At 48.1% G+C, this 20,646-nt stretch carries 13 protein-coding genes; 4 read left to right on the forward strand and 9 right to left on the reverse strand.

Features of this window, described 5'->3' with window-relative positions; all coding sequences use genetic code 11:
* Window positions 1–422: 422 nt before the first annotated feature.
* The 7 genes from ALKIM_RS0101755 to ALKIM_RS0101785 all read right to left on the reverse strand — a co-directional run bounded on the left by ALKIM_RS0101755 (window position 423) and on the right by ALKIM_RS0101785 (window position 10,655).
* A complete protein-coding gene (locus ALKIM_RS0101755) occupies window positions 423–1,127 on the reverse strand; it encodes an HU family DNA-binding protein (protein ID WP_026473154.1) in 705 nt (234 codons plus the stop codon).
* A gap of 166 nt (window positions 1,128–1,293) precedes the next feature.
* Window positions 1,294–3,033: an efflux RND transporter periplasmic adaptor subunit gene (locus ALKIM_RS17250; protein ID WP_044117682.1), complete on the reverse strand. Its 1,740-nt coding sequence runs from the start codon at window positions 3,031–3,033 to the stop codon at window positions 1,294–1,296.
* A 42-nt stretch (window positions 3,034–3,075) separates the two neighbouring features.
* On the reverse strand, window positions 3,076–4,494 hold the full coding sequence (locus ALKIM_RS17255) for a TolC family protein (protein ID WP_052345230.1): 1,419 nt from the start codon (window positions 4,492–4,494) through the stop codon (window positions 3,076–3,078).
* The gene (locus tag ALKIM_RS0101770) at window positions 4,484–8,434 is read right to left on the reverse strand and encodes an efflux RND transporter permease subunit (protein ID WP_026473155.1); all 3,951 of its coding nucleotides are present in this window, start codon (window positions 8,432–8,434) and stop codon (window positions 4,484–4,486) included. Before ALKIM_RS0101770 ends, ALKIM_RS17255 begins: the two co-directional genes overlap by 11 nt.
* Before the next feature lie 105 nt (window positions 8,435–8,539).
* Entirely contained in the window at window positions 8,540–8,902 is a 363-nt protein-coding gene (locus ALKIM_RS0101775; RefSeq protein WP_218916649.1) for a heavy-metal-associated domain-containing protein, read from the reverse strand.
* A gap of 177 nt (window positions 8,903–9,079) precedes the next feature.
* A complete protein-coding gene (locus tag ALKIM_RS0101780) occupies window positions 9,080–9,487 on the reverse strand; it encodes an HYC_CC_PP family protein (RefSeq protein WP_026473157.1) in 408 nt (135 codons plus the stop codon).
* 208 nt (window positions 9,488–9,695) lie between these two features.
* Window positions 9,696–10,655, reverse strand: coding sequence for an aldo/keto reductase (locus ALKIM_RS0101785; protein WP_157363715.1), 960 nt, complete (start codon window positions 10,653–10,655; stop codon window positions 9,696–9,698).
* A 769-nt stretch (window positions 10,656–11,424) separates the two neighbouring features.
* Between ALKIM_RS0101785 and ALKIM_RS20335 the strand changes: the two genes are divergently transcribed.
* Both ALKIM_RS20335 and ALKIM_RS0101795 read left to right on the forward strand, forming a co-directional pair.
* Entirely contained in the window at window positions 11,425–11,799 is a 375-nt protein-coding gene (locus ALKIM_RS20335; RefSeq protein ID WP_026473159.1) for a biotin/lipoyl-containing protein, read from the forward strand.
* Window positions 11,800–11,817: 18 nt separating this feature from the next.
* Window positions 11,818–13,365: an oxaloacetate decarboxylase subunit alpha gene (locus tag ALKIM_RS0101795; RefSeq protein WP_026473160.1), complete on the forward strand. Its 1,548-nt coding sequence runs from the start codon at window positions 11,818–11,820 to the stop codon at window positions 13,363–13,365.
* A 238-nt stretch (window positions 13,366–13,603) separates the two neighbouring features.
* Here the strand turns inward: ALKIM_RS0101795 and ALKIM_RS0101800 are convergent, their stop codons facing one another.
* Complete coding sequence (locus ALKIM_RS0101800) at window positions 13,604–14,212, reverse strand: trimeric intracellular cation channel family protein (RefSeq protein ID WP_026473161.1); 609 nt, start codon at window positions 14,210–14,212, stop codon at window positions 13,604–13,606.
* Window positions 14,213–14,432: 220 nt separating this feature from the next.
* Between ALKIM_RS0101800 and ALKIM_RS0101805 the strand changes: the two genes are divergently transcribed.
* Complete coding sequence (locus tag ALKIM_RS0101805) at window positions 14,433–16,466, forward strand: right-handed parallel beta-helix repeat-containing protein (RefSeq protein WP_026473162.1); 2,034 nt, start codon at window positions 14,433–14,435, stop codon at window positions 16,464–16,466.
* Window positions 16,467–16,878: 412 nt separating this feature from the next.
* Entirely contained in the window at window positions 16,879–17,586 is a 708-nt protein-coding gene (locus ALKIM_RS0101810) for a hypothetical protein (protein WP_026473163.1), read from the forward strand.
* Window positions 17,587–17,653: 67 nt separating this feature from the next.
* Here the strand turns inward: ALKIM_RS0101810 and ALKIM_RS0101815 are convergent, their stop codons facing one another.
* Window positions 17,654–20,593, reverse strand: a complete 2,940-nt coding sequence (locus ALKIM_RS0101815; RefSeq protein ID WP_026473164.1) for a DNA polymerase III subunit alpha — start codon at window positions 20,591–20,593, stop codon at window positions 17,654–17,656.
* Window positions 20,594–20,646 lie beyond the last annotated feature (53 nt).

Raw genomic sequence — 20,646 nt, forward strand, 5'->3', positions numbered from 1 at the left:
CTTAAGTAATCAATGTCTTTGGTATAGGGAGAATTACAGCCAACTCTTTTATATCATCAATATTATCAATACATCAAAAACATCAATTCATCCTAAAACTAATCAAATTTAATTAGCTCCATTCACCCAAGTTGACGAATTGCGCAGTATGTTCTATTAATACCATGAGGTAATCTGATAATCATTAAACATTTACCATTGCTCATCAAACAACATAAGCTCCCATGAACTATAAACTACTAAACACTGTACTTATTACTCCCCATCAAATGGAACACTAAATCCCCAACAAAAGAACATATAACTCCCTTGCATCTGGAAAAATAACTACATGCGTCATGTACTTATAAGTACATGATGCATTGAATTATAAATCCAATAATTACAACTCAGTCAGGAAAACATTGCGCATAAGGAGTAGCTTATTTTAATATTGCCACCGGATACAATTTCTGAACAGCCAATTTCTTGTGCTTTCGCAGATAGGTACGCAGTTCCAAATGGTATTTACCCGGCACAAGATGGTCTGGTATAAAAAACATGAGTTCGGTGGGCGCGTTTTTTATGAGGTGGGGTACTTTTGTTTCTGCTTTATTTGAATCAATCAGATAGATTCCACAATCGGGTTTGTCGAGCGAAATTTTAAGTAGTTTACCGCGCAGTGAAACCATTTGTCCTGCATTCACACTGTTGTTTGTGTCACCATTCTTCAAATTGATAAGCGTATTAATTTGCGGCATGGATGGGACTGCATCCACTTTTATAACCGGGATATTCTGGCAAGTCTGCAAAAGTCTTTTTCCTGCCCGTAAGTTGAGGTTTAAAACGTGCTTCTGGGGATTAAATGTCTCTTTTGAATTTTTAAAAACACCTTTGATGCTGTGCGTGACACTAAAAAGCTCGGTATTGATGCTGTTTCCTTTACTTAAGATATTACAAACGGAGCGGTTAAACTCTTCAATGGTAGCCAGTGCTTCAGCTTTGGTAATGGTTGAGCCTCTGCTAATCATATCTTCAATAATATCCTCAAGGTACATCGTTTTGTTACCTGTGGGGATGGCTACATGCTCATCAGGACTTTGAGACCGTATGAGTTTGTTTTGGGTTAGTCGGTATTTTAAAGCCATTAGATTGTATTATAAAATTATTGCACAGACGTGAGCAGTCACATCTGTGCAAAATACATAATTAATTGGTTTTATTCTATTGCAGATACGTTAAAACCAGCGCATTTCTATCTCCACAAACAGAAGATGTTAAGCCTGTTAGCTTAAATCCCGACCTGTCCGGTTGTCAGTGCACATGCCCTTGTGGCATTTCGGGTGCTTTTGCCGGTTTAATGGTTTTGGTAACCTCGCCACACATGAGCATGGCATCGCCAAAATAGGGATTACGGATTTCATCCACATTGCTGAGCCAGGAGGCGCCTTTGTCGTCGAAGGCCATGGGGCAATACTGAACATAGACGATAATCTCGGCGGGGCCAAACGATTCAAATGCGAGGATAATGGCATCCGAAACTGTTTCGAAATGATGCCTCACCTCCTCTATGTCACCTGCGTGGCCAATGTGTTGCGTGGCATTCACCATATTACCGGACAAGGTTTGCCAGACGCTTTCGGCCTGTGCTGAAATGCCCTCAACTTTAACACTTCTCACTTTGGCCAACAGGTTGGCAGACATCCGCTTTGAAGCCGCAAAATCGCCTGCCACCAGTGCGTCCTTTAACTGGTAATACACTGCCACCAGTTTATCCATCTCTTGTTTAAAGGCCGTTGGCACATCCACACTTTTATCTACGGGACGTTGCATCATGCTGTACTTCCCACTCAGCTGGGCAGCGGCATCCAGGGCAAACGCGCCATTCACCACCACCTCTTCGCCGGGCAGCAACCCGTCAACAATTATCTGGTAATCGCCGGCACGAGCACCCAGCAACACTTCGCGCATCTCGAAAGATGGGTTTTCACGATTTGGAACCCGTACATAAACGACTGAGCGTGGCCCCGTCCATAAAACCGCTGACGTGGGCACCTGCATCGACAAGGCCACTTCTGTTTTAACGGTAGCCCTGACAAACATATCAGGTTTAAGCAGGCCGTGGGGATTTTGAACCTCCAGCCTCACCCCTGCCGTCCTGGTTTGAGGGTTCAACACCGGGTCGATATAGGTCACTGCTGATGAAAAATGCTGGCCGGGCAGCGATGCCACGCTAAAATCGACCGCGGAACCTTTACGAATCCATCCAAGGTCCGTTTCATAGGCATCAAGAAGCACCCACACCTGCGACAAATCAGCTGTTTGAAACAAGACACTCCCGCGCGTCACATAATCGCCGGCGGCAATGTTACGCGCAATCACCGTTCCCGATCGCGTTGCAACCACATCAAGACGTGCAGCATCGCTGCGGCCGCTTTCCAGGTCGGCAATCTGCTCCTCCGTGAGATTCCATAAACGCAACTTCTCCTTTACAGCCTCATAAACCTGTGGTTGTCTCTCCTTAAACTTTGCGGCCTCAATCAACTCCTGTCCGGCCGAAACCAATTCAGGCGAATAGATGGTGGCAAGCTTTTGCCCACGCGTCACCTGCTGACCGGTAAAATCCACAAAAAGGCGCTCTATCCGTCCGGAGAAATCGGCAGTGATGGCCGATAACCGCTGCTCATTCACCGACACCCTGCCCGTTAGAACCACCTCCTTGCCCGATGCCCGTTCAAGGACTTTCTCGGTGCGGATATTGGCCAATGCCACCGCCTGGGGCGACATGGTATAAACAAAAGGACCATCATCACTCATGCCGCCACCCTGCGCAACCGGTGTCAACGCCATGCCACACAGAGGGCAATCACCCGGCTCATCCTGTCGGATTTGAGGGTGCATGGAACAGGTGTACTCTGTATGTTCATCGGCATGTGCGTGTCCGTGATGGTCGTCATCGTGACCACCTCGTGGAATAACAATTACCGCAATGAGTAAACCGGCCAATAATCCGGCCAGTATTAATATCCATTCACGTTTATTCAATCGTATCATGTTTTTCAGTTTTCGTAATTTATTGAAATATGGTTTGGCCTGTTATAACCCGGCCAACAAGGCCATGCGCGCCAAAGCCAATTGTCTGTCGGCCTCAGCACGTGCCGCCTGAAGCTGGTAATCCACCAGCTGATTTTGCAAACGCACAAGCTCATCAAAATCGGCCCCTGAGACAGAATAGCCTCGTATCAGAAGATTTAAAACCTGTTGTGCCAACTCCTTTTGGCGGGCATAGTGCCCCATGCGGCGTTCGGCATCGCGTAAAGCACTCTCAGTTTGGTGGTAGTCCGATGTCAGTTGGTTCTGCACATCCACCTGCTCTGCCACAGCACTTTCCCGCAAGAGGGAAGCTTCACGCACCGAAGCATTGTATTTTCGTCTCCAGATGGGAATGGATACCGATACCATAGGCATGAGCATGTTGTCGCCATTCATCATGTTTGGATTTCCGGGTCGCGGTTCAAATACGCTATACTGAAGACCCACACCAAACATGGGCAGTCCCATCTTCCGGTTCATCCGTTCCATCGCCTCATAAGCCTGTTCCTCCTGGCGAACCATCTGCAACATGGGATTCTGCGTATAGATTGCATCCAGAGTGATAATCTGCATGTCTGATTCAACATGTGCCTCCTCAGAAACCTCCACCGGGGCATCGGCAGGCCTGTTTAGCAGACTGTTAAAACGTGCCTTCTGAGCCATCAACTCATCGGCCAGGGTCTCCGCTCTTACCTGAAGCTCGTTAATTTCCATCTGCAAACGCAGCACATCCGACAATGTGCCACCACCCTGACGGTTCATGCCCGACATGGAACCCGGCATGGACATGGGCTGTGAAGCGTTGGTGCTGCCCACATTGCCCGAGGTGCCGCCCATGCCAGCCATCCCTCCCATGCCGCCGGCCGATTGGTCAATACCCATATTGTAGCCCGGTGAAGACCCACCGGCGCCCGATGCCGTTACCTCTGCACCGTTGCCGCGTATCCGCTGAATGGCAATTTCTTCGAGTGACTGAAGCGTTTCAATCTGCTCATCCAAAAAGCGGAGTTCCTCCTTTATAAGCCACATGCGCCACCATACGGTTCTCACATCATACCAAACCATTGCACGACGCTCCCTGAAGGTTTCGTACATGGCCTGCGCCATCAGGCGAGCCTCGTCGCGGGCTGCCCCGTTAGTCCCGAACCAGGGAAACATCTGCATGAGTGTTATATCTGCCACCTGGTTGCCTGCGTAACGCTCCATAGGCTTTAAAAACAGCCCGAAGGAGAGCTGCGGGTCGGGCAGCGCACCTACCTGCGGCACTTTTTCCAACGCCGAATAATACGCCAGATAGGATGCTTTTAATCCGGGATTGTTTTCGCCGGCAATCAGCAAATAGTCGTTGAGCGACTGTCCCCGCAAGGGCATCACAAACGAGGCAGATATCCAAAGAAATAGTATCAATATATTATGCTTCATCACGTTTCATTTTTAGTTCTTCCCTTGCCGAATAAAGCACCGGCACCACAAACAAGGTAATAAGGGCAATGGTCATGCCGCCAAATGCCGGGATGGCCATGGGAATCATAATGTCAGCCCCCCGTCCCGAAGAGGTGAGTACCGGCAGCAGTGCCAGTATGGTGGTGGCTGTTGTCATGAGACAGGGGCGTACCCGTTTCATACCTGCCTCCAAAACGGCAGCCCTGATTTCTTTAACATTCTCCGGGCGATGCTTCTTAAAACTTTGCGTGAGATAGGTGGCGATGACCACACCATCATCGGTGGCAATACCAAACAGCGCGATGAAACCGACCCAAACGGCCACACTCAGATTATAGGGTCGGATTTGCATCCACTCCCTGAGGTTGGTGCCAAAGAGTCCCACATCCAGAAACCAATCCTGCGCATAGAGCCATATCATCATAAACCCGCCTGAGAATGCCAGAATGATGGCAGAAAAGATGATAAACGAGGTGCTGACAGAACGGAATTGAAAGTAGAGTATCAGGAAAATCACGATTAAAACCAACGGTACCACGATGGACAGACGCTTCTCGGCTCGTATCTGATTTTCGTAGCTGCCTGAAAACTGGTAGCTGACGCCCGCCGGGACCACCAGCTCGCCACTGGCAATTTTATGGTCGAGATAGTTTTGGGCATCCCTCACCACGTTGCCCTCGGCAAATCCCGACTGCCGGTCGAACAGCACATAACCCACCAAAAAGCTGTTTTCGCCCCGAATCATCATGGGACCCGAGCGGTACACCACCTGCGCCAGCTCTTCCAAGGGCACCTGGGTGCCCGATGCTGTGGGTATGAGGATGCGCTTCATCTGCTCGGGGTCGTCGCGCCATTCGCGCGCGTAACGCAGCCTGATGTTGTAACGCTCGCGCCCTTCGATGGTGGTGGTAAGCGGCATGCCGCCAATGGCCACTTCTATGTAGTGTTGCAAATCGGCCATGTTAAGTCCATAACGCGCCAAAGCCCGACGGTCAGGCTCTATCTCCAGATAGGATTTCCCCAGACTTCGGTCGGCAAAAACGGCCTGTGGCTTCACGGTAGGCACCTCCTTAAGCAGTGCTTCGAGCCGCATACTGAATGCCTCGATGGTTTCCAAATCGGGGCCAAACACCTTAACCCCCATAGGTGCCCGCATACCTGTTTGCAACATGACCAAACGGGTTTCGATGGGCTGAAGCTTCGGCGCCGAAGTAACCCCGGGGATGTCACTGGTGGCCATGGTTATCTCCTGCCAGATGTCGTCCGGCGTTTGAATATGGTCGCGCCATTGCCTGAAATAGTGTCCCCGACGGTGCTCAACCAAATAGTTGGTTACCGATGTAAGCGGTACTTCCCGCATCAGTGTGTCAACCGTTTGGTTACCGACATGCAAAACCACCGCCTTCTCACGCACAAAATAGAGACTAGACCCTTCTCCCAGCGAGACACCCTCCAGCTTAATCGCTCCACCGGTAGTCTGAACGACATCGGCATTTAAAAGAAACCGTCCGTGGCGGTCGACCCGGAAACGGATGGGATAACCATTGACATCGGTTACATACTCCGGCTTATAGAGAATCACATTCTCAAACATAGACATAGGCGCGGGATCCAGCGCACTTTCGGCACGGCCGGCTTTCCCCACTACGGTCTCCACCTCGGGTATGGCTTCCACGCGCAAATCCAGTTGCCGCAGATAGTTGATATTGGCCTCCATGCCAGAGTGTGGCATGCTGGTAGGCATCAATAGAAAAGCACCTTCATCCAGCGAGGGCATGAACTCCTTCCCCAGTCCGGGAAACGCATGAGCCAAAGTGCTCCACACCTTATTGGTCCGGATGTTGTAACCTATAGAGTCTGTCATCTTGGGAACAAATCCAAAAACCCGGTTGAATCCGAGCCATACATTCAGCCCAAACAATACAATTAAGACCGGCACCAGCAGAAATGCCTTTTTATGCTCTAAACACCAGGCCAGAATATGCGGGTAGAACCTTATAAATACTTTGAAAGTTCCAAGAATGACCAAAATGATGAAGAGTACATAAAGGAAATTCGTGAATGTGGAATTCTTTACGCCCAACGGCAGCCACTCACTAGCCAACAGCCATGAGATGGCAAGGGTTACAAGTCCGGTCACTACCAGGTCATGATAATCGGTCAATAATCTGCGCAGACTATCATGTTTAATCTTTCCGGCCATCGCCAAATGGTAAAGCATGCCATTCACCCCTAGCAGGATAAGCACCACTCCAGCCCAGGGAAGCCACCAAACCGCCACCAAACCGGCTACCAGCGATAATCCGTTCAACCAAAAACGAACCTTTCGGCCATCCGTCTTGATACCCAAAAGCCAGTGGGCCATGGCCGGCATCATCACCACGGTGATTATCAGCGCAGCAATCAACGCAAAGGTTTTTGTGAAAGCCAGCGGTCCAAAAAGCTTGCCCTCGGCCTGTTGCAGGGTAAACACCGGTAAAAAACTGATGATGGTAGTAGAAACCGCGGTTAATATGGCCGGCATCACCTCAGTGGCAGCTTCATAAACCACGGTGAGCAATGGTTTGCCGGGCGGCGATTCATCCTTATGCCGGAGAATATTTTCACTCAGAATAATGCCCAAATCCACCATGGTACCGATGGCAATCGCGATGCCTGAAAGTGCCACGATGTTGGCATCTACCCCCACATACCTCATCATGATAAACGACATGAGCACGGCGAGCGGCAACAGCGCCGAAATCATCAGCGAAGCTCGCAAATTCAGCACCATCACAATGATGACGATGATGGTAATGAGTATTTGCAGACTGATGGCCTCATAAAGGGTGCCCAAAGTCTCATAAATAAGTTGGGTGCGGTCGTAAAACGGCACAATGGTAACCCGCGACATGGTGCCATCCGCCAACTCACGCACTGGCAGCCCGGCAGAAATTTCGGCAATTCGTTGTTTCACATTGTCGATTACCAGCATGGGGTTTTCGCCATAACGGCCCACTACCACCCCGCCAACTGCTTCAGCTCCGCCCTTATCGAGCACACCGCTATGGCCACGTGGCGCCGGGCCCATAGTCACCCTGGCCACATCTTTTATCCTGATTGGCACGTTGTTGGCCACCCGCACCACCCCCTCTTCTATGTCGTTGATGGATTTAACATACCCCAGACCCCGCACGTAGTACTCCACCATGTTCATCTCCACGGTGGCAGCCCCTACATCCTGATTGCTGTTTCGCACGGCATCCACCACCTGCATGATGGATACGTTGTGGGCTTTCATGGCCATGGGGTCCATATCGACCTGGTACTCGCGCACATGTCCCCCCACGCTGGCCACTTCGGACACCCCTTCGGAAGCCATCAGCGCGTTGCGTACATAAAAATCCTGTATGCTGCGCAACTCATGCAAGTCCCACCCTCCGGCAGGTGCCCCGTTCTCATCACGGCCCTCCAGCGTGTACCAGAAGATTTGTCCCAATGAGGTGGCATCGGGGCCCAGGGTTGGTGCCACCCCGTCGGGCAGCAAACCAGCCGGCAGCGCATTCAGCCGCTCAAGCAGCCTGGTTCGGCTCCAGTAATACTCTACCTTATCGTCAAAAATCACATAAATGCTGGAAAAACCAAACATAGAAGTACTACGGATGCTCTTTACCCCGGGTAGTCCCATTAAAGCGGAGGTGAGCGGATAGGTAATCTGGTCTTCTACATCCTGCGGACTGCGCCCCATCCATTCGGTAAAAACAATTTGCTGATTTTCGCCAATATCCGGAATCGCATCCACCGGAACAGGATCACGCGGCAAAAAACCGATGTCCCAATTAAAAGGAGCGGTGACGATACCCCAGGCCATAAAAACCATGAAGAGCAAAAATGTCACCAGTTTATTTTCAAGGAAAAATTTTATAACCGGATTAAGCATAAGAGAAAATTTTAATTGCAGGGAGTGGTGCATTACTCCCTGCTAATTAGTACAAGAAAATTTCCGGCAGAATCATAATGCGCTGCCGAACTTTGCCATTAAGAATTACTCCTTAGGGATGCGCTCATACTTACAGCATCCATGAAGTTTCTCATAAGTTGCGTCATCGGCACGAAACTTAGATGTGTCATGACCCGCTTTGGCAATTGCCTGGTGAATTTTCTCTTCGGTGGTTTTTTTGGAATCAAAAGCCACTGTAATTTTCTGCTCTTTGGCATCCCAAACCGCAGTGGTAGCACCGGCCGATTTGGCGGCATTTTCAATACGTGTTTTGCACATACCACACAATCCCTTTACGGTAAATTCTGCATTGGCAGTGGATGAACCGGTTTGTGCATTGACACACCCGGTTATACCGGAAATCATCAGTCCGGCAAACATGGTTAAAGCAAAAATGAAAGTTTTCATAATACATTGATTTTTCTCTTACTTAATATAAACAACCAAGAAACCAAGTGGTTGAGATTTTGAATTACATTTTATCCAGATGCTCAAAATGAGTATCGGATGCAGAGTAAAAGCCAACAAAGCAGTCATTACATTGTGCCCGTCTGCCAGCAAACCCAATAAAGAAGTAGAGAAAAATCAATTAAGATAGACCTGAATGCGGCTCAGGTCCACGGAAGTAATATTATCAGGTGGATGATTAAAACAGTATAAGTTGATTCCCTCAGAGTTGGGAACGCAAAGAAGCGGGGTGTGTAAAGGGGTGTAAAATATCGTGATTTCGGCAACTTTAACCTCCGGTTTTGATGCGGGTTGGTAGTCATCCACACTCATTACGACCACCGCATTGTTACAGCAATCAGATTGCAACGATGAAGTCACATTGCCAGTTAGCTCACAAGCCCCTGTTCCGCAGCCAATATAGGTATCTCCGGCCAGCAATTTGAATTGCGCCAGGGTACCTCCACAATAATGAAAAGCCCCTCCAATAGAAACAGAGAAGAGCAAAGTCAGCAGTGCGGATAATATGGCTTTGATTTTAATCATAGGGTAAAAATATGAAAGAATCTCATAAGAGTTAATAGTATTCACCTTGATTTGTGGTTAATGTAAGGTTAACGCATAAGCGATGCATGAATAAGTCTCCCATAAAAGAATGAAACCGGAACTTCTTATCGAGTCCGGTTCCATTATGCATGTAGTTATAACTTGAACTGCCGTAACAAGGTGGTTGTAATCGTATATCTTTAATGCATCAAACAACCTGAAGTCTGAACAGCGGCGTTTGTCCTGCAGCTTTAATTTTTAAATTTTCCACTTCGGCTGGACTTAGTGGGTCGAGACGGTTACCCAGTTGCAGAGCCAGTTTAAACAGGTTTTCGTTACCTGGCGGGATGGCCAGTGTGATGGGATGCGAAAGTGCAAACCGCAAGCCGGTTAATGCATCCTGCGGTTCGGACAATGGCTCATACCAGCATTTTGGCAGGCGCTCGGTTGTACCTTCTGGCCATGGACCCTTAGCCATCGCTTTAAGAGCAAAAATTCCCATTTGATTTTCATGTGCCCTTTGAAGCACTTGAGGACCAAAGTTTCCGGCATGCCACGACGATGCTGACACAGGAAACATGATGGTATCAAATTCGAAATTATCCATCAGAACCATGGCTGCTTCAACCGTATGTGCCGAAAAACCGATATGCCGAATTAAACCTTGCTCCCTGGCTTCCAGAAAAGCTTCCATGGCACCACCAGGTGCAAAAATCTGATTGACCTCGTCAGCAGTTGATACAGCATGCAACTGGTACAAATCAAAATAATCTGTCTGCAGGTTTTTCAACGACTGCTCCAACTCCTTACGTGCACCATCTTTAGTTCTCTGGGTCGTTTTGCATCCTAGCACCACGTCTTTGCGATAAGGTTTAAGTGCAGGTCCGAGTTTAACTTCAGCATCACCATACGAAGGAGCCACATCAAAATAGTTAACCCCATAATCAATGGCCTCACTCACCCTTTCTGATGCATCATAAGGCGAAGCATCCCTCACCACAATTGCCCCAAAACCAATTACAGATAGTTTCAAGCCAGTGCGGCCCAGCAAACGTTTCTCCAATTTGCCGGGTGCTTTTTCGCGCACTACACACGACAGATTTGCCGGAAAGCAGCCAAGTAAGGCCAGTGCACCCATACTGTTTCTGATGAATTGCCTTCGTTCCATAACAAATTATTTTTTCCAGTTACAATGGAATTAATATAGGGCAAATCAACTCAAATGGCAAGACCGATTTCAAATGTCAATGGCATCACCAAACATCAAACAGACTCTCGCTAAAAACCTAATTTTGAGGAATTCCGAAATTTGAGAAGGAAAACAACAGCATGTTTACTGTGCCAAAGCTGCGAAAAGACTGAAAACACATTGCTAAACAATTGTTAATAAACCCTACCAACCTATCCATCAAGCATCAAGTCGTAGCTCTCAACAAATCACCGCAAGTGCATTCAATATCCCAATTTTACTGCTATGTAACATAAAAAGAACAGAGAGACGTTTATAAATTCCGCTAATAAAGACATACCAACATTCTGATTCATTGCAACAAGAGAAATAAAGAGTAAAAACATCAAGCCATGCACGTAAGGAAATATATCCGAAAAAAGGTAACAAAATGGATGGTAATTACGATATAAAGAAATAAATCTTTAATTGTCTTAAAAAAACAAAATCAAAACAAGCTTAAAAAGGTTTAAATATGGAGATATGTCAGAAAAATCAGTGGAAAAATTATGCTTTACAGCAGAATATTGATACACATAACAAGAATCAGACCAAAGCATACCACTTAAGTACCTAAATATCTACCAAATAACTAAAGCTACATGTTTCAAGACAGTTGTGGTTAATAAATTCTAAAATCGCTCTGTTTACACGGAATTAAAGTAATTTTGCAGTATTCGAAATTTCAAACATTTTAACGATAAGTTCTATGAAAAAGTATCTGATTACAGTCAACGAGAAGCAGTATGAGGTGGAAGTGGCAGAAATCAAATCATCAGCCAGTAAAGTAAACCAAACCCTAAAAACAGCTCCAAAGCTAAAAGCTCCTGTATCTCCAAGTCACATCAAGGAATCCAAACCATCGGCCGGAGGAAAAAAAGTGACTGCACCAATGCCGGGTAGTATCATGAAAGTGTTAGTGAACGTGGGTGATCAGGTAACCAAAGGTCAGGCACTACTGGTTTTTGAAGCCATGAAAATGGAAAATGACCTGACTGCGCCTGCTGACGGTGTAATTGCTGAAATCAACGCAGTTGCCGGAAACACCATGGCTGTTGGTGAAACTCTTATTGTAATTGAATAGACTTACTTAAAAACTGATATGAATAGGGTTAAGATAACAGAAACTGTACTCAGAGACGCACACCAGTCGCTCATTGCGACCCGTATGCGCACTGAGGACATGCTGCCGATTATAGAGAAACTTGACGATATTGGATACCATTCATTAGAATCGTGGGGTGGTGCTACATTTGATGCCTGTATCAGGTTCCTGAACGAAGACCCATGGGATCGCTTACGCAAAATCAAAGACAAAGCGAAAAAGACACCCCTACAGATGCTTCTCAGAGGCCAGAACCTATTAGGATACAAGCATTATGCCGACGACGTGGTGGAATATTTCGTGCAGAAAGCCATTGCCAACGGTATGGATATCATCCGTATTTTTGATGCACTGAACGACCCCCGCAACATTGAAACAGCCATTAAAGCGTGTATCAAGGAAGGTGGTCATGCACAGGCGTGTATCAGCTATACTACCAGCCCGTTTCACAGTCTGGAGCAATTTGCGAAAGACTCAAAAACCCTTGAGGATATGGGTGCACACTCAATCTGTATCAAGGATATGGCCGGATTGCTAAAACCGTTTGATGCCTACGACCTTATCAAAGCCATCAAGGAAACAGTTAAAATACCCATTGTTCTGCACACACACTATACGAGTGGTGTAGGTTCAATGACCTATCTGAAAGCCATAGAAGCCGGAGTAGACGTGGTAGATACTGCCATCTCGCCCCTTGCCCTTGGTACTTCTCAGCCTGCCACAGAACCTTTGGTGGCATCGCTTCAAGGTACTGAAAGAGATTCAGGTCTCGACCTGGTGAAACTGAGCGAGATTGCAGACTATTTCTGGCCGTTCAGAGAGAAGTGGATTGAATCAGGATTGCTCGATACCAAAATGTTGGGTGTAGATGCCAACGCCTTGATTTATCAGGTACCTGGCGGTATGCTTTCGAACCTTGTGTCGCAGTTGAAGCAAGCCAATGCTCTCGACAAGTACGAAGAGGTGCTTAAAGAAGTGCCACGCGTGCGCGAAGACTTTGGTTTCCCTCCATTGGTAACACCTTCGAGCCAGATTGTTGGTACGCAAGCCGTATTCAATGTGCTTATGGGCGAGCGCTACAAAATGGTTCCAAAAGAATCAAAAGGTATTGTGAAAGGTGAATACGGCAGAACCCCTGCCCCTATTTCTGAAGAACTTACCAAAAAGATTCTTGGCGATGAGGAAGCAATCACCTGCCGTCCGGCCGATTTGATTGAGCCTGAGTTGGAAAAAACAAGGGAGAAAATCAAAGACCTGATGATTCAGGAAGAAGATGTGCTCACCTACGCCTTGCTACCCCAGGTAGCTGAAAAGTTCTTTCAGTTGCGTAAGGAAGGCAAACTGGACCAGCCTGTGGAAGAGCCCAAAGCAGCCAAACCTGCTGCCCCAGCCGCTGCAGCTGCCACCGAGGACGACGACGATGAAGTAGCTGCCGTTATCTCAGGTGCCATTGCTGCCATCGAAAGCGAGACTGGCGGACAGTATGCCATTCAGAGCATCAGACAGGTTAGTCCCTGGGTACTTGCCGGAAGAATCAATAGATAATTTTCTGACATAGAATTTCAAAAAGCCTTTCCAGAAATGGGGAGGCTTTTTTTATGGATGACATCAAGGCCAGTTTGTCGCAGTATCTAAAAAAACAGATATTCCGCTTGTAGAAATAAAAGGATAGGTAAAATCAAAATAGCACAACTGAAGAGAACCACAAAACCTTGTTTCATTCTCATCTAATTATCTAACATCTACCCATCTATCATCTAATCATCTAATCATCTAAAAAAAATCAATCCCGCTTTAAAATGGGCATGCTCCAATTGAAATGGATGGAGAGTAACCGGATGATAATAATTACACCGGCCGTGAGCAGCTGATTGAGCGCCGCATCAATGCCTACCCAACGAAGCAAAAGATAAACGAGAGCACCGGCAATACAGGCCGTTGCATAAATTTCACGGTGAAATATCAGCGGCACTTCATTGGTTAGCGTGTCTCGTATGACGCCCCCTACAACGGCCGATGTCATCCCCATCATCACAGCCACAGCGGGATATACGCCAAGGTTCAATGCCTTTTCCAGTCCAATGATGGTAAATACGCCAATACCAATGGTGTCAAACAGGAAAAGTGTACGGCGCAATTTCTCAAGCAAAGGGCGAAACACCATGGCAAGAACCACCCCGGCCAGAATGATGTATAGATAAATGGGTGTGCTGAGCCAGGTCACAGGCGTCACACCCAGTAACAAATCGCGTGTGGTGCCGCCACCAATTGCCGTTACCACACCTATGAACATGGCTCCAAACAAATCGAGACGCCGCTCGGCTGCCGTCAACACGCCACTCATGGCAAACACCATGGTTCCTATATAGTCAAGCCAGGTAATTAATTCCATCGCTCAAAAAAATTAAAACGCAAAGTAAACAAAAATATGAACCCGATCTGACGCAAATAGTCATTCGCAACCTAACATTAATGCATATATGCCATCAATCGCAAATTGATAAACCGTCACCCTATATCAAACAGATTACCACATACCAAACGTTTCGGTGGTGATTATTTTTAGATGGTTAATTTTGATAATACACAACAGCCATATAAAAAGCCTGAATATGAAGAAAATCTACCTGCTCATCATTCTAAGTCTCATCTCATTTGCGCAACTGCGAAGCCAATCATGGAATTTCAGCGATGGCAGCTACAATCACCTGGGAGCAGTTTCGAGTCCGCTAACAATTAATGGATTAACCATTTATGCATCCGACACCCACGGTGTCAATTTTGAAAACCATTCCATCGGCATCTACAGCCGGCGACTAAAACTCAATGGGGGCGGCCAGTTTGTCGATGCAGAAACACCAACAGCCCGTGTACTGGCATTTCAGGTAGATGGCAACACATCCATCAAAATTGCAACCATGAGCAATGGCTCGGCACGTACGCTTAATGTGGCTGCCGGGAATAACACCAACATTATCCATACCATTGATGCACCGGAAGGCACCATCAATACAGAAACATTTGAATACGTGGGTGGCGCAACGACCATCTTGGTTTACTCTGCCAGCGGTGGCATAAACCTCTATGAAATCTCAGCCGGCGATGGCGATGACAACGAACCTGTGACACCAATCATTGTTGATGCCTCAACATTAAACATCAGTTATCAGGAGCCGCCAGCCGGTTTACGTACCTTTTACATTGCCCCCGATGGCAACAACAACAATCCCGGTACCATGGCAGAGCCGTTTGCGTCGTTAACCAGGGCAGCAACCATAGCACAGCCGGGCGATGTGTTCATTATGCGTGGCGGTGTGTACCATCATGCCTCCAAAATAACCATCGGCACAGCAAGAAACGGCACAGCCGCAAATCCGGTTACGGTGATTGCCTACCCCGGAGAAGTGCCCACGCTGGATTTCTCTGCACAGCCGGAGCAGGCCGGAAATGATGGTCTCCGTATCGATGCCAGCTATTGGCACGTGATTGGACTACACCTGCGCATGGCCGGCGGTAATGGCTTCCGCATACATGGCAGCTACAACCGCTTGGAACAGTGCGTGGCCTATCGCAACCACCTCACCGGCATCCATCTTGAAACGCCTGCCGCACATAACCTGATAAAAAACTGCGACAGCTTCCACAACTTTAACTTCAGGGGTCGTGTGGGCAACATGTCCGACGGGTTTGCTGCCAAATACGACATTGGTCCGGGCAACCATTTTTACGGATGCCGTTCATGGGAAAACTCCGACGACGGCTTCGACTTTTGGCGAGCCACAGAAACCATACGCGTGGAAAAATGCTGGGTGTTTGGCAATGGTGATCGTGCGGTTTTTGAAGAGATTTTTAAAGATGATGCAGAAAAACTGGCCATCGTAATAGCCGAATTTGATGGCGGCGGCAACGGCTTTAAGATGGGAGGCGATTACCAGCCGGGGCCGCACCTGGTCACACGATGCCTGGCATTCGATAACAAAGGCAAAGGCTACGACCACAACAACAATACCGGGCCAATGACCTTTCTGCACAACACAGCGTACCGCAACGACCGCAACTTTGTGTTTCCCAACAACCCGGCCACAGGGCAACCGGTATTTCGCAACAACCTGAGCCATGACTCACGCGTTCTGGCGCAAACGCCATCCAACGCACTGGTGCAGCGCAACAGTTGGCAACATGGAACAGTAAACAATACAATGTTCGAAAGCCTGAACACCATGCTTGCCAAAAGCCCACGCGAAAGGGATGGCGCTCTGCCCAACATCCCGCTACTAAAACCTGTAGCTGGTACTTTTATTATTGATGGCGGGATGGATATCGGGGAGCCCTTCTTTGGGCTGGCACCGGATATGGGCGCCTACGAATACAATCCAAACCCGGGAACCACCATCAACCAGATAAAACAGATTGGAGTCAGCATCTATCCAAACCCCGTTACCTCAGGAATCATCCATATCAATCTGGAGGGCACCATCGGTACCACCATCATCAGGGTAATCAGCATGAACGGAGCAGTGGTTAAAGAGTCTGCCAATTATGGGCAGAACCAAATCACGATGCCTGTAAACATTAATCCGGGAGTATATATCATACAGATTATCAATGAAAACAGCAACGCGGTGGAAAGAATCGTGGTGCAATAACACTTACTATCCAACAGGTGGTTGAAACTGATGCGGATTGGCATCCAACTTCATGCGCATGAAATTAACTTTTCGTGTGCATGATTTTTTTTTTGATGTGCATGAAATTTTGACCACATGAAACAATTACTATGCCCCAAGCATCTTAATCATTTTTTAACACCAACCCATCAAAAACACAACACAAATTAACAGACACAAATATTCACCACAAGGTAGATAAAACATCAAAACACTACATATCTGCACATTAGAACCAACACGAAAAACACAATTACCTCCCGAATAACAATTTATCCCCCATTTTATGACGATTTGCGGCCAACCACCCAGAGCCTTTTAACTTAATTTTGAGTTATACAACATTTTTAAATCACGCTGTTATTATTTACTAACTTAAAATTATAATGTCATGAAAAAACTCTACATGTTATTAGCAGGGATTGCGTTTGCGGGTGTGATGAATGCGCAAACAAGTTGGAATATCAGTGAAATGTTTGGCACCATTGAAAATGAGACATTTTTTGCCACTACAGAAACCCATGACGGACTTACCATTTACTCAAACAACAATGTAGCTATAGACATGAACAGCAAGTCTATAACTTATAAAGAAGTAGAATATGCTTACACACATCGCCTAAAATTTGGTGGAGCTGGAAGTTTTTCAAGTGGAGTACCAACAGCTCGTGTAGTCACTTTTGAAGTAGACGGACCAGCAGACATAACGATTATGGCTCAATCCTCCTCCGGTGGTACAGATCGCATTCTTAATGTTGCAGCTGGAAGTAACACAAATATCTTAGGAACGGTTTCGGCACCTGGAGCCAACGTTGCTTTCACAACTATTTCATATACTGAGGAAAGTCCAACTACAATATACATTTGGTCACCAAGTAGTGGAGTAAACCTTTATCACATTATTGTAGAAGATCCTTCTGCAGTTTCTGTAGTTGCCCCAACATTCAACGCCAACGTAAGCAAAGTTGAGTACTACAACATCAGTGGTGTGAATATGGGTGGAGACTGGAACATGCTACCAGCAGGTATTTACATTGTAAAAACCACTTATGACAATGGTGCTGTTACCACAGAAAAAATTTCTAAATCGAGAAGATAGTCTATAGTCTAGGTTTCATAGGATTGAGATGGCAGAGAGCAACGGCTTTCTGCCATTTCTGTTTTCATCAGGTGCCGCGTGGGTCGGGTTTTAGGGGAAGTATGGCCATCTTTTCAACTTCAACGGATGGGAAACCGAACTCGCTCACCACACGCCCAAGTATCAGATAAACGCCATTGCCACGAAACGGGTACGCCTTAAGCACCTGTGGAAAATGCGTGGTATCAAAAAACTGCCCTTCGTTATCAAGAAAGGTGGCAAAATGCATCAGTTGCTTTTTCACGGTGCGCACGTACTTGATGGTCACCAGCTGCCCCACCATGCGCACCCGACGCCCCACATTGGGCAGCAGGTCGCGCGACAAGATTTCGCCCCGAAACTGCGTCTGTAACAGGTCGAAAAAGCTGCATCCCACGGGAAATCCAAGCAGTTCAATCTCGTCGTAGGCATCTTCGATGGGCTGCTGCACCAACTGTGGCAACCTGTAGCGGGCAGTGCGGGCTGCAAACAGTTTGGGCATGGGCTGCTTAACTTTGTCGCGCGTAAGAAACAGGTGCGCCTCCCACAGCAGCTCCGGCTTACGCTTACCGGTGAAACGCAACGCCCCCAACCGAATAAGCAACACCACCTGTTCACGCCCAATGGCGGTGCGCTCCATAAAATCTTCGAGACTACGGTAATCGCCATGCGCTGCACGCTCATCAAGGATGCGTTGAGCAAGTTGCTGTTCCAAGTCGCGCACATGCACCAGTCCCAGATAGATCTCCTTATCGCGGATGCTGGTGGCATAGCTGCTGCGGTTGATGCAAGGCACATGAATGGCAGCGCCCCACCGCCGGGCCTCGTGCACATAAACCCATGTGGCATAAAACCCGCCAAAGTTATTGATTACCGCCACCATAAACTCCAACGGATAATGCGCCTTCAGGTAGAGGCTCTGGAAACTCTCCACGGCATAGGATGCCGAGTGAGCCTTTGAAAAAGAGTAGCTGGCAAACGACTCTATCTGCCGCCACACCTCATTGGCCAACGCATCGGGATAACCTCGCTCACGACAGTTGGCAAAAAAACGCTCCACAATGCGCTCAAACTCGGTGCGGGAGCGGTACTTGCCACTCATGGCGCGGCGCAACACATCGGCATCGGCCAAATCCAGACCGGCAAAATGGTGGCACACTTTAATCACATCCTCCTGATACACCATCACGCCGTAAGTCTCCTTCAGCTGCTCCTCCATTACCGGATGCAAGTACTGAAAACTGTCGGGATGGTGAAAACGGTAGATATATTCGCGCATCATGCCCGAACTCGACACTCCGGGACGGATAATGGAACTGGCAGCCACCAGCGTGAGGTAATCATCACAACGCAACTTACGCAGCAAACCCCGCGTGGCCGGACTCTCGATATAGAAACAGCCATTGGTTTCGCCACGTCGCAAAAGGTCGCGCACACGCTCATCCTTCTTAAACAGTTCCACCTGGTGCACATCCACCTTCACGCCACGGTTGACCAGCACTATTTCGGCACACTCCTTTATGTGACCGATGCCCCGTTGCGAGAGGATGTCGAGCTTCTCAAAGCCGATGTCCTCGGCCGTGTACATGTCAAACTGAGTGGTGGGCAACCCTTTGGGCGGCAGTTCAAGCACCGTAAAATCGGTAATGGGCGCCTCCGACACCAGAATGCCACCGGCATGAATGGTGCGCAGGTTGGGGAAATCGGCGATGTGCGCAGCCACGCCAAAAATCTTCTCAGCAATGGTTTCGCCCGCAGGGTTGAATCCCGGCTGCGCCATGCGCTCAATATCCTCCACCGGTAAACCATACACCTTGCCCAGTTCGCGGATGGTAGAGCGCTCCTGAAAAGTAGAGATGGCACCTAGCAACGCCACCCGCTCCCGACCATAACGCTTAAAAATGTATTGCTGCACCTCTTCGCGCTCGCGCCACGAGTAGTCGATGTCAAAATCGGGTGGCGAGGTGCGTTTGGGGTTGAGGAACCGTTCAAAATAGAGGTTCAGTTCGATGGGGTCAACGTCGGTAATTTTAAGGCAGTAGGCCACCACGCTGTTGGCACCACTCCCCCGCCCCACATGATAGAAGCCGCGCGACAAGGAGTAGCGGATGATGTCCCAGGTGATGAGAAAATAGGCTGCAAAGCCAAGACTGTTTATAATGTCCAACTCTTTCTGCACCCGTTGACGGGCTTCGGCGTTGGCATTGCCGTAACGCAACACCATGCCGTCCAAAGCCAGTTGTTCCAGCAGCTTTTGGTCGTCGGCGCGGCTTCCGGTGTAGCTTTGTTTGTTCTTTACCGATTTAAAATTGAACTCAAAAGAACAACTCTTGAGTAAAGCCTCTGTGTTGGCCCAAATCATGGGGTAACTGTCGAAGGCCGTTTTGAGCCGCTCGGGTGCCACCGGCCAGTCGTACTCCGACGCCGTATCGGCAGCTGTAAGACGGCTCAAAAGCGTGTTGCCATCAACGGCCCGCATGTGGCGGTGCACATCAAAACCGGCACGACTGGCAAACACCACCGGTTGCCACACCACCAGCTTGTGCATCTGACCGGATAATGGCGATGTGAGAAGCCGGTTAAGCTGAAAATGACGAATGCCCACATAGGCGTTGTCGGCCAGCACTGGTGGCACAAACCCCTCGAAAGGGTAAACCACATACGCGTTGCTGAACAGTGGCGCCACAGCCGGCAGCGGCGTTTCCGACAAGCGATGGTGCGACAAGAAGCGGTTCAACTCGCCAAAGCCAACAAAATTGCGGGCAATGCCGGTATAGAGCAAGCGACCGCCCTCTCTGAACTCAATGCCAATCAACGGCGTAATACCAGCCACACCACAAGCCTTTACAAAATCAAACACCCCTGAGGTGCTGTTCACATCGGTAAGCACCAACACATCGAGCTTAAGCGCAGCAGCACGCTTAACCAGCTCCTCGGGCGACAAAACCCCGTAACGCAGGCTGTGATAGGTATGGCAGTTTAAAAACATTTTTTTGCAGATAATCAGACTAATAGATATTAGAAAGATAGATTAGATAAGGA

This window comes from Alkaliflexus imshenetskii DSM 15055 (assembly GCF_000517065.1).
Lineage (GTDB): Bacteria > Bacteroidota > Bacteroidia > Bacteroidales > Marinilabiliaceae > Alkaliflexus > Alkaliflexus imshenetskii.

Bases quoted from the DNA above. Each gene is read 5' to 3' on its own strand.
- ALKIM_RS0101780 (WP_026473157.1), bottom strand. From the start codon at position 9,487: ATGATTAAAATCAAAGCCATATTATCCGCACTGCTGACTTTGCTCTTC.
- ALKIM_RS0101800 (WP_026473161.1), bottom strand. From the start codon at position 14,212: ATGGAATTAATTACCTGGCTTGACTATATAGGAACCATGGTGTTTGCC.
- ALKIM_RS0101805 (WP_026473162.1), top strand. From the start codon at position 14,433: ATGAAGAAAATCTACCTGCTCATCATTCTAAGTCTCATCTCATTTGCG.
- ALKIM_RS0101775 (WP_218916649.1), bottom strand. From the start codon at position 8,902: ATGAAAACTTTCATTTTTGCTTTAACCATGTTTGCCGGACTGATGATT.
- ALKIM_RS0101810 (WP_026473163.1), top strand. From the start codon at position 16,879: ATGAAAAAACTCTACATGTTATTAGCAGGGATTGCGTTTGCGGGTGTG.
- ALKIM_RS17255 (WP_052345230.1), bottom strand. From the start codon at position 4,494: ATGAAGCATAATATATTGATACTATTTCTTTGGATATCTGCCTCGTTT.
- ALKIM_RS17250 (WP_044117682.1), bottom strand. From the start codon at position 3,033: ATGATACGATTGAATAAACGTGAATGGATATTAATACTGGCCGGATTA.
- ALKIM_RS0101770 (WP_026473155.1), bottom strand. From the start codon at position 8,434: ATGCTTAATCCGGTTATAAAATTTTTCCTTGAAAATAAACTGGTGACA.
- ALKIM_RS0101755 (WP_026473154.1), bottom strand. From the start codon at position 1,127: ATGGCTTTAAAATACCGACTAACCCAAAACAAACTCATACGGTCTCAA.
- ALKIM_RS0101795 (WP_026473160.1), top strand. From the start codon at position 11,818: ATGAATAGGGTTAAGATAACAGAAACTGTACTCAGAGACGCACACCAG.
- ALKIM_RS0101785 (WP_157363715.1), bottom strand. From the start codon at position 10,655: ATGGAACGAAGGCAATTCATCAGAAACAGTATGGGTGCACTGGCCTTA.
- ALKIM_RS0101815 (WP_026473164.1), bottom strand. From the start codon at position 20,593: ATGTTTTTAAACTGCCATACCTATCACAGCCTGCGTTACGGGGTTTTG.
- ALKIM_RS20335 (WP_026473159.1), top strand. From the start codon at position 11,425: ATGAAAAAGTATCTGATTACAGTCAACGAGAAGCAGTATGAGGTGGAA.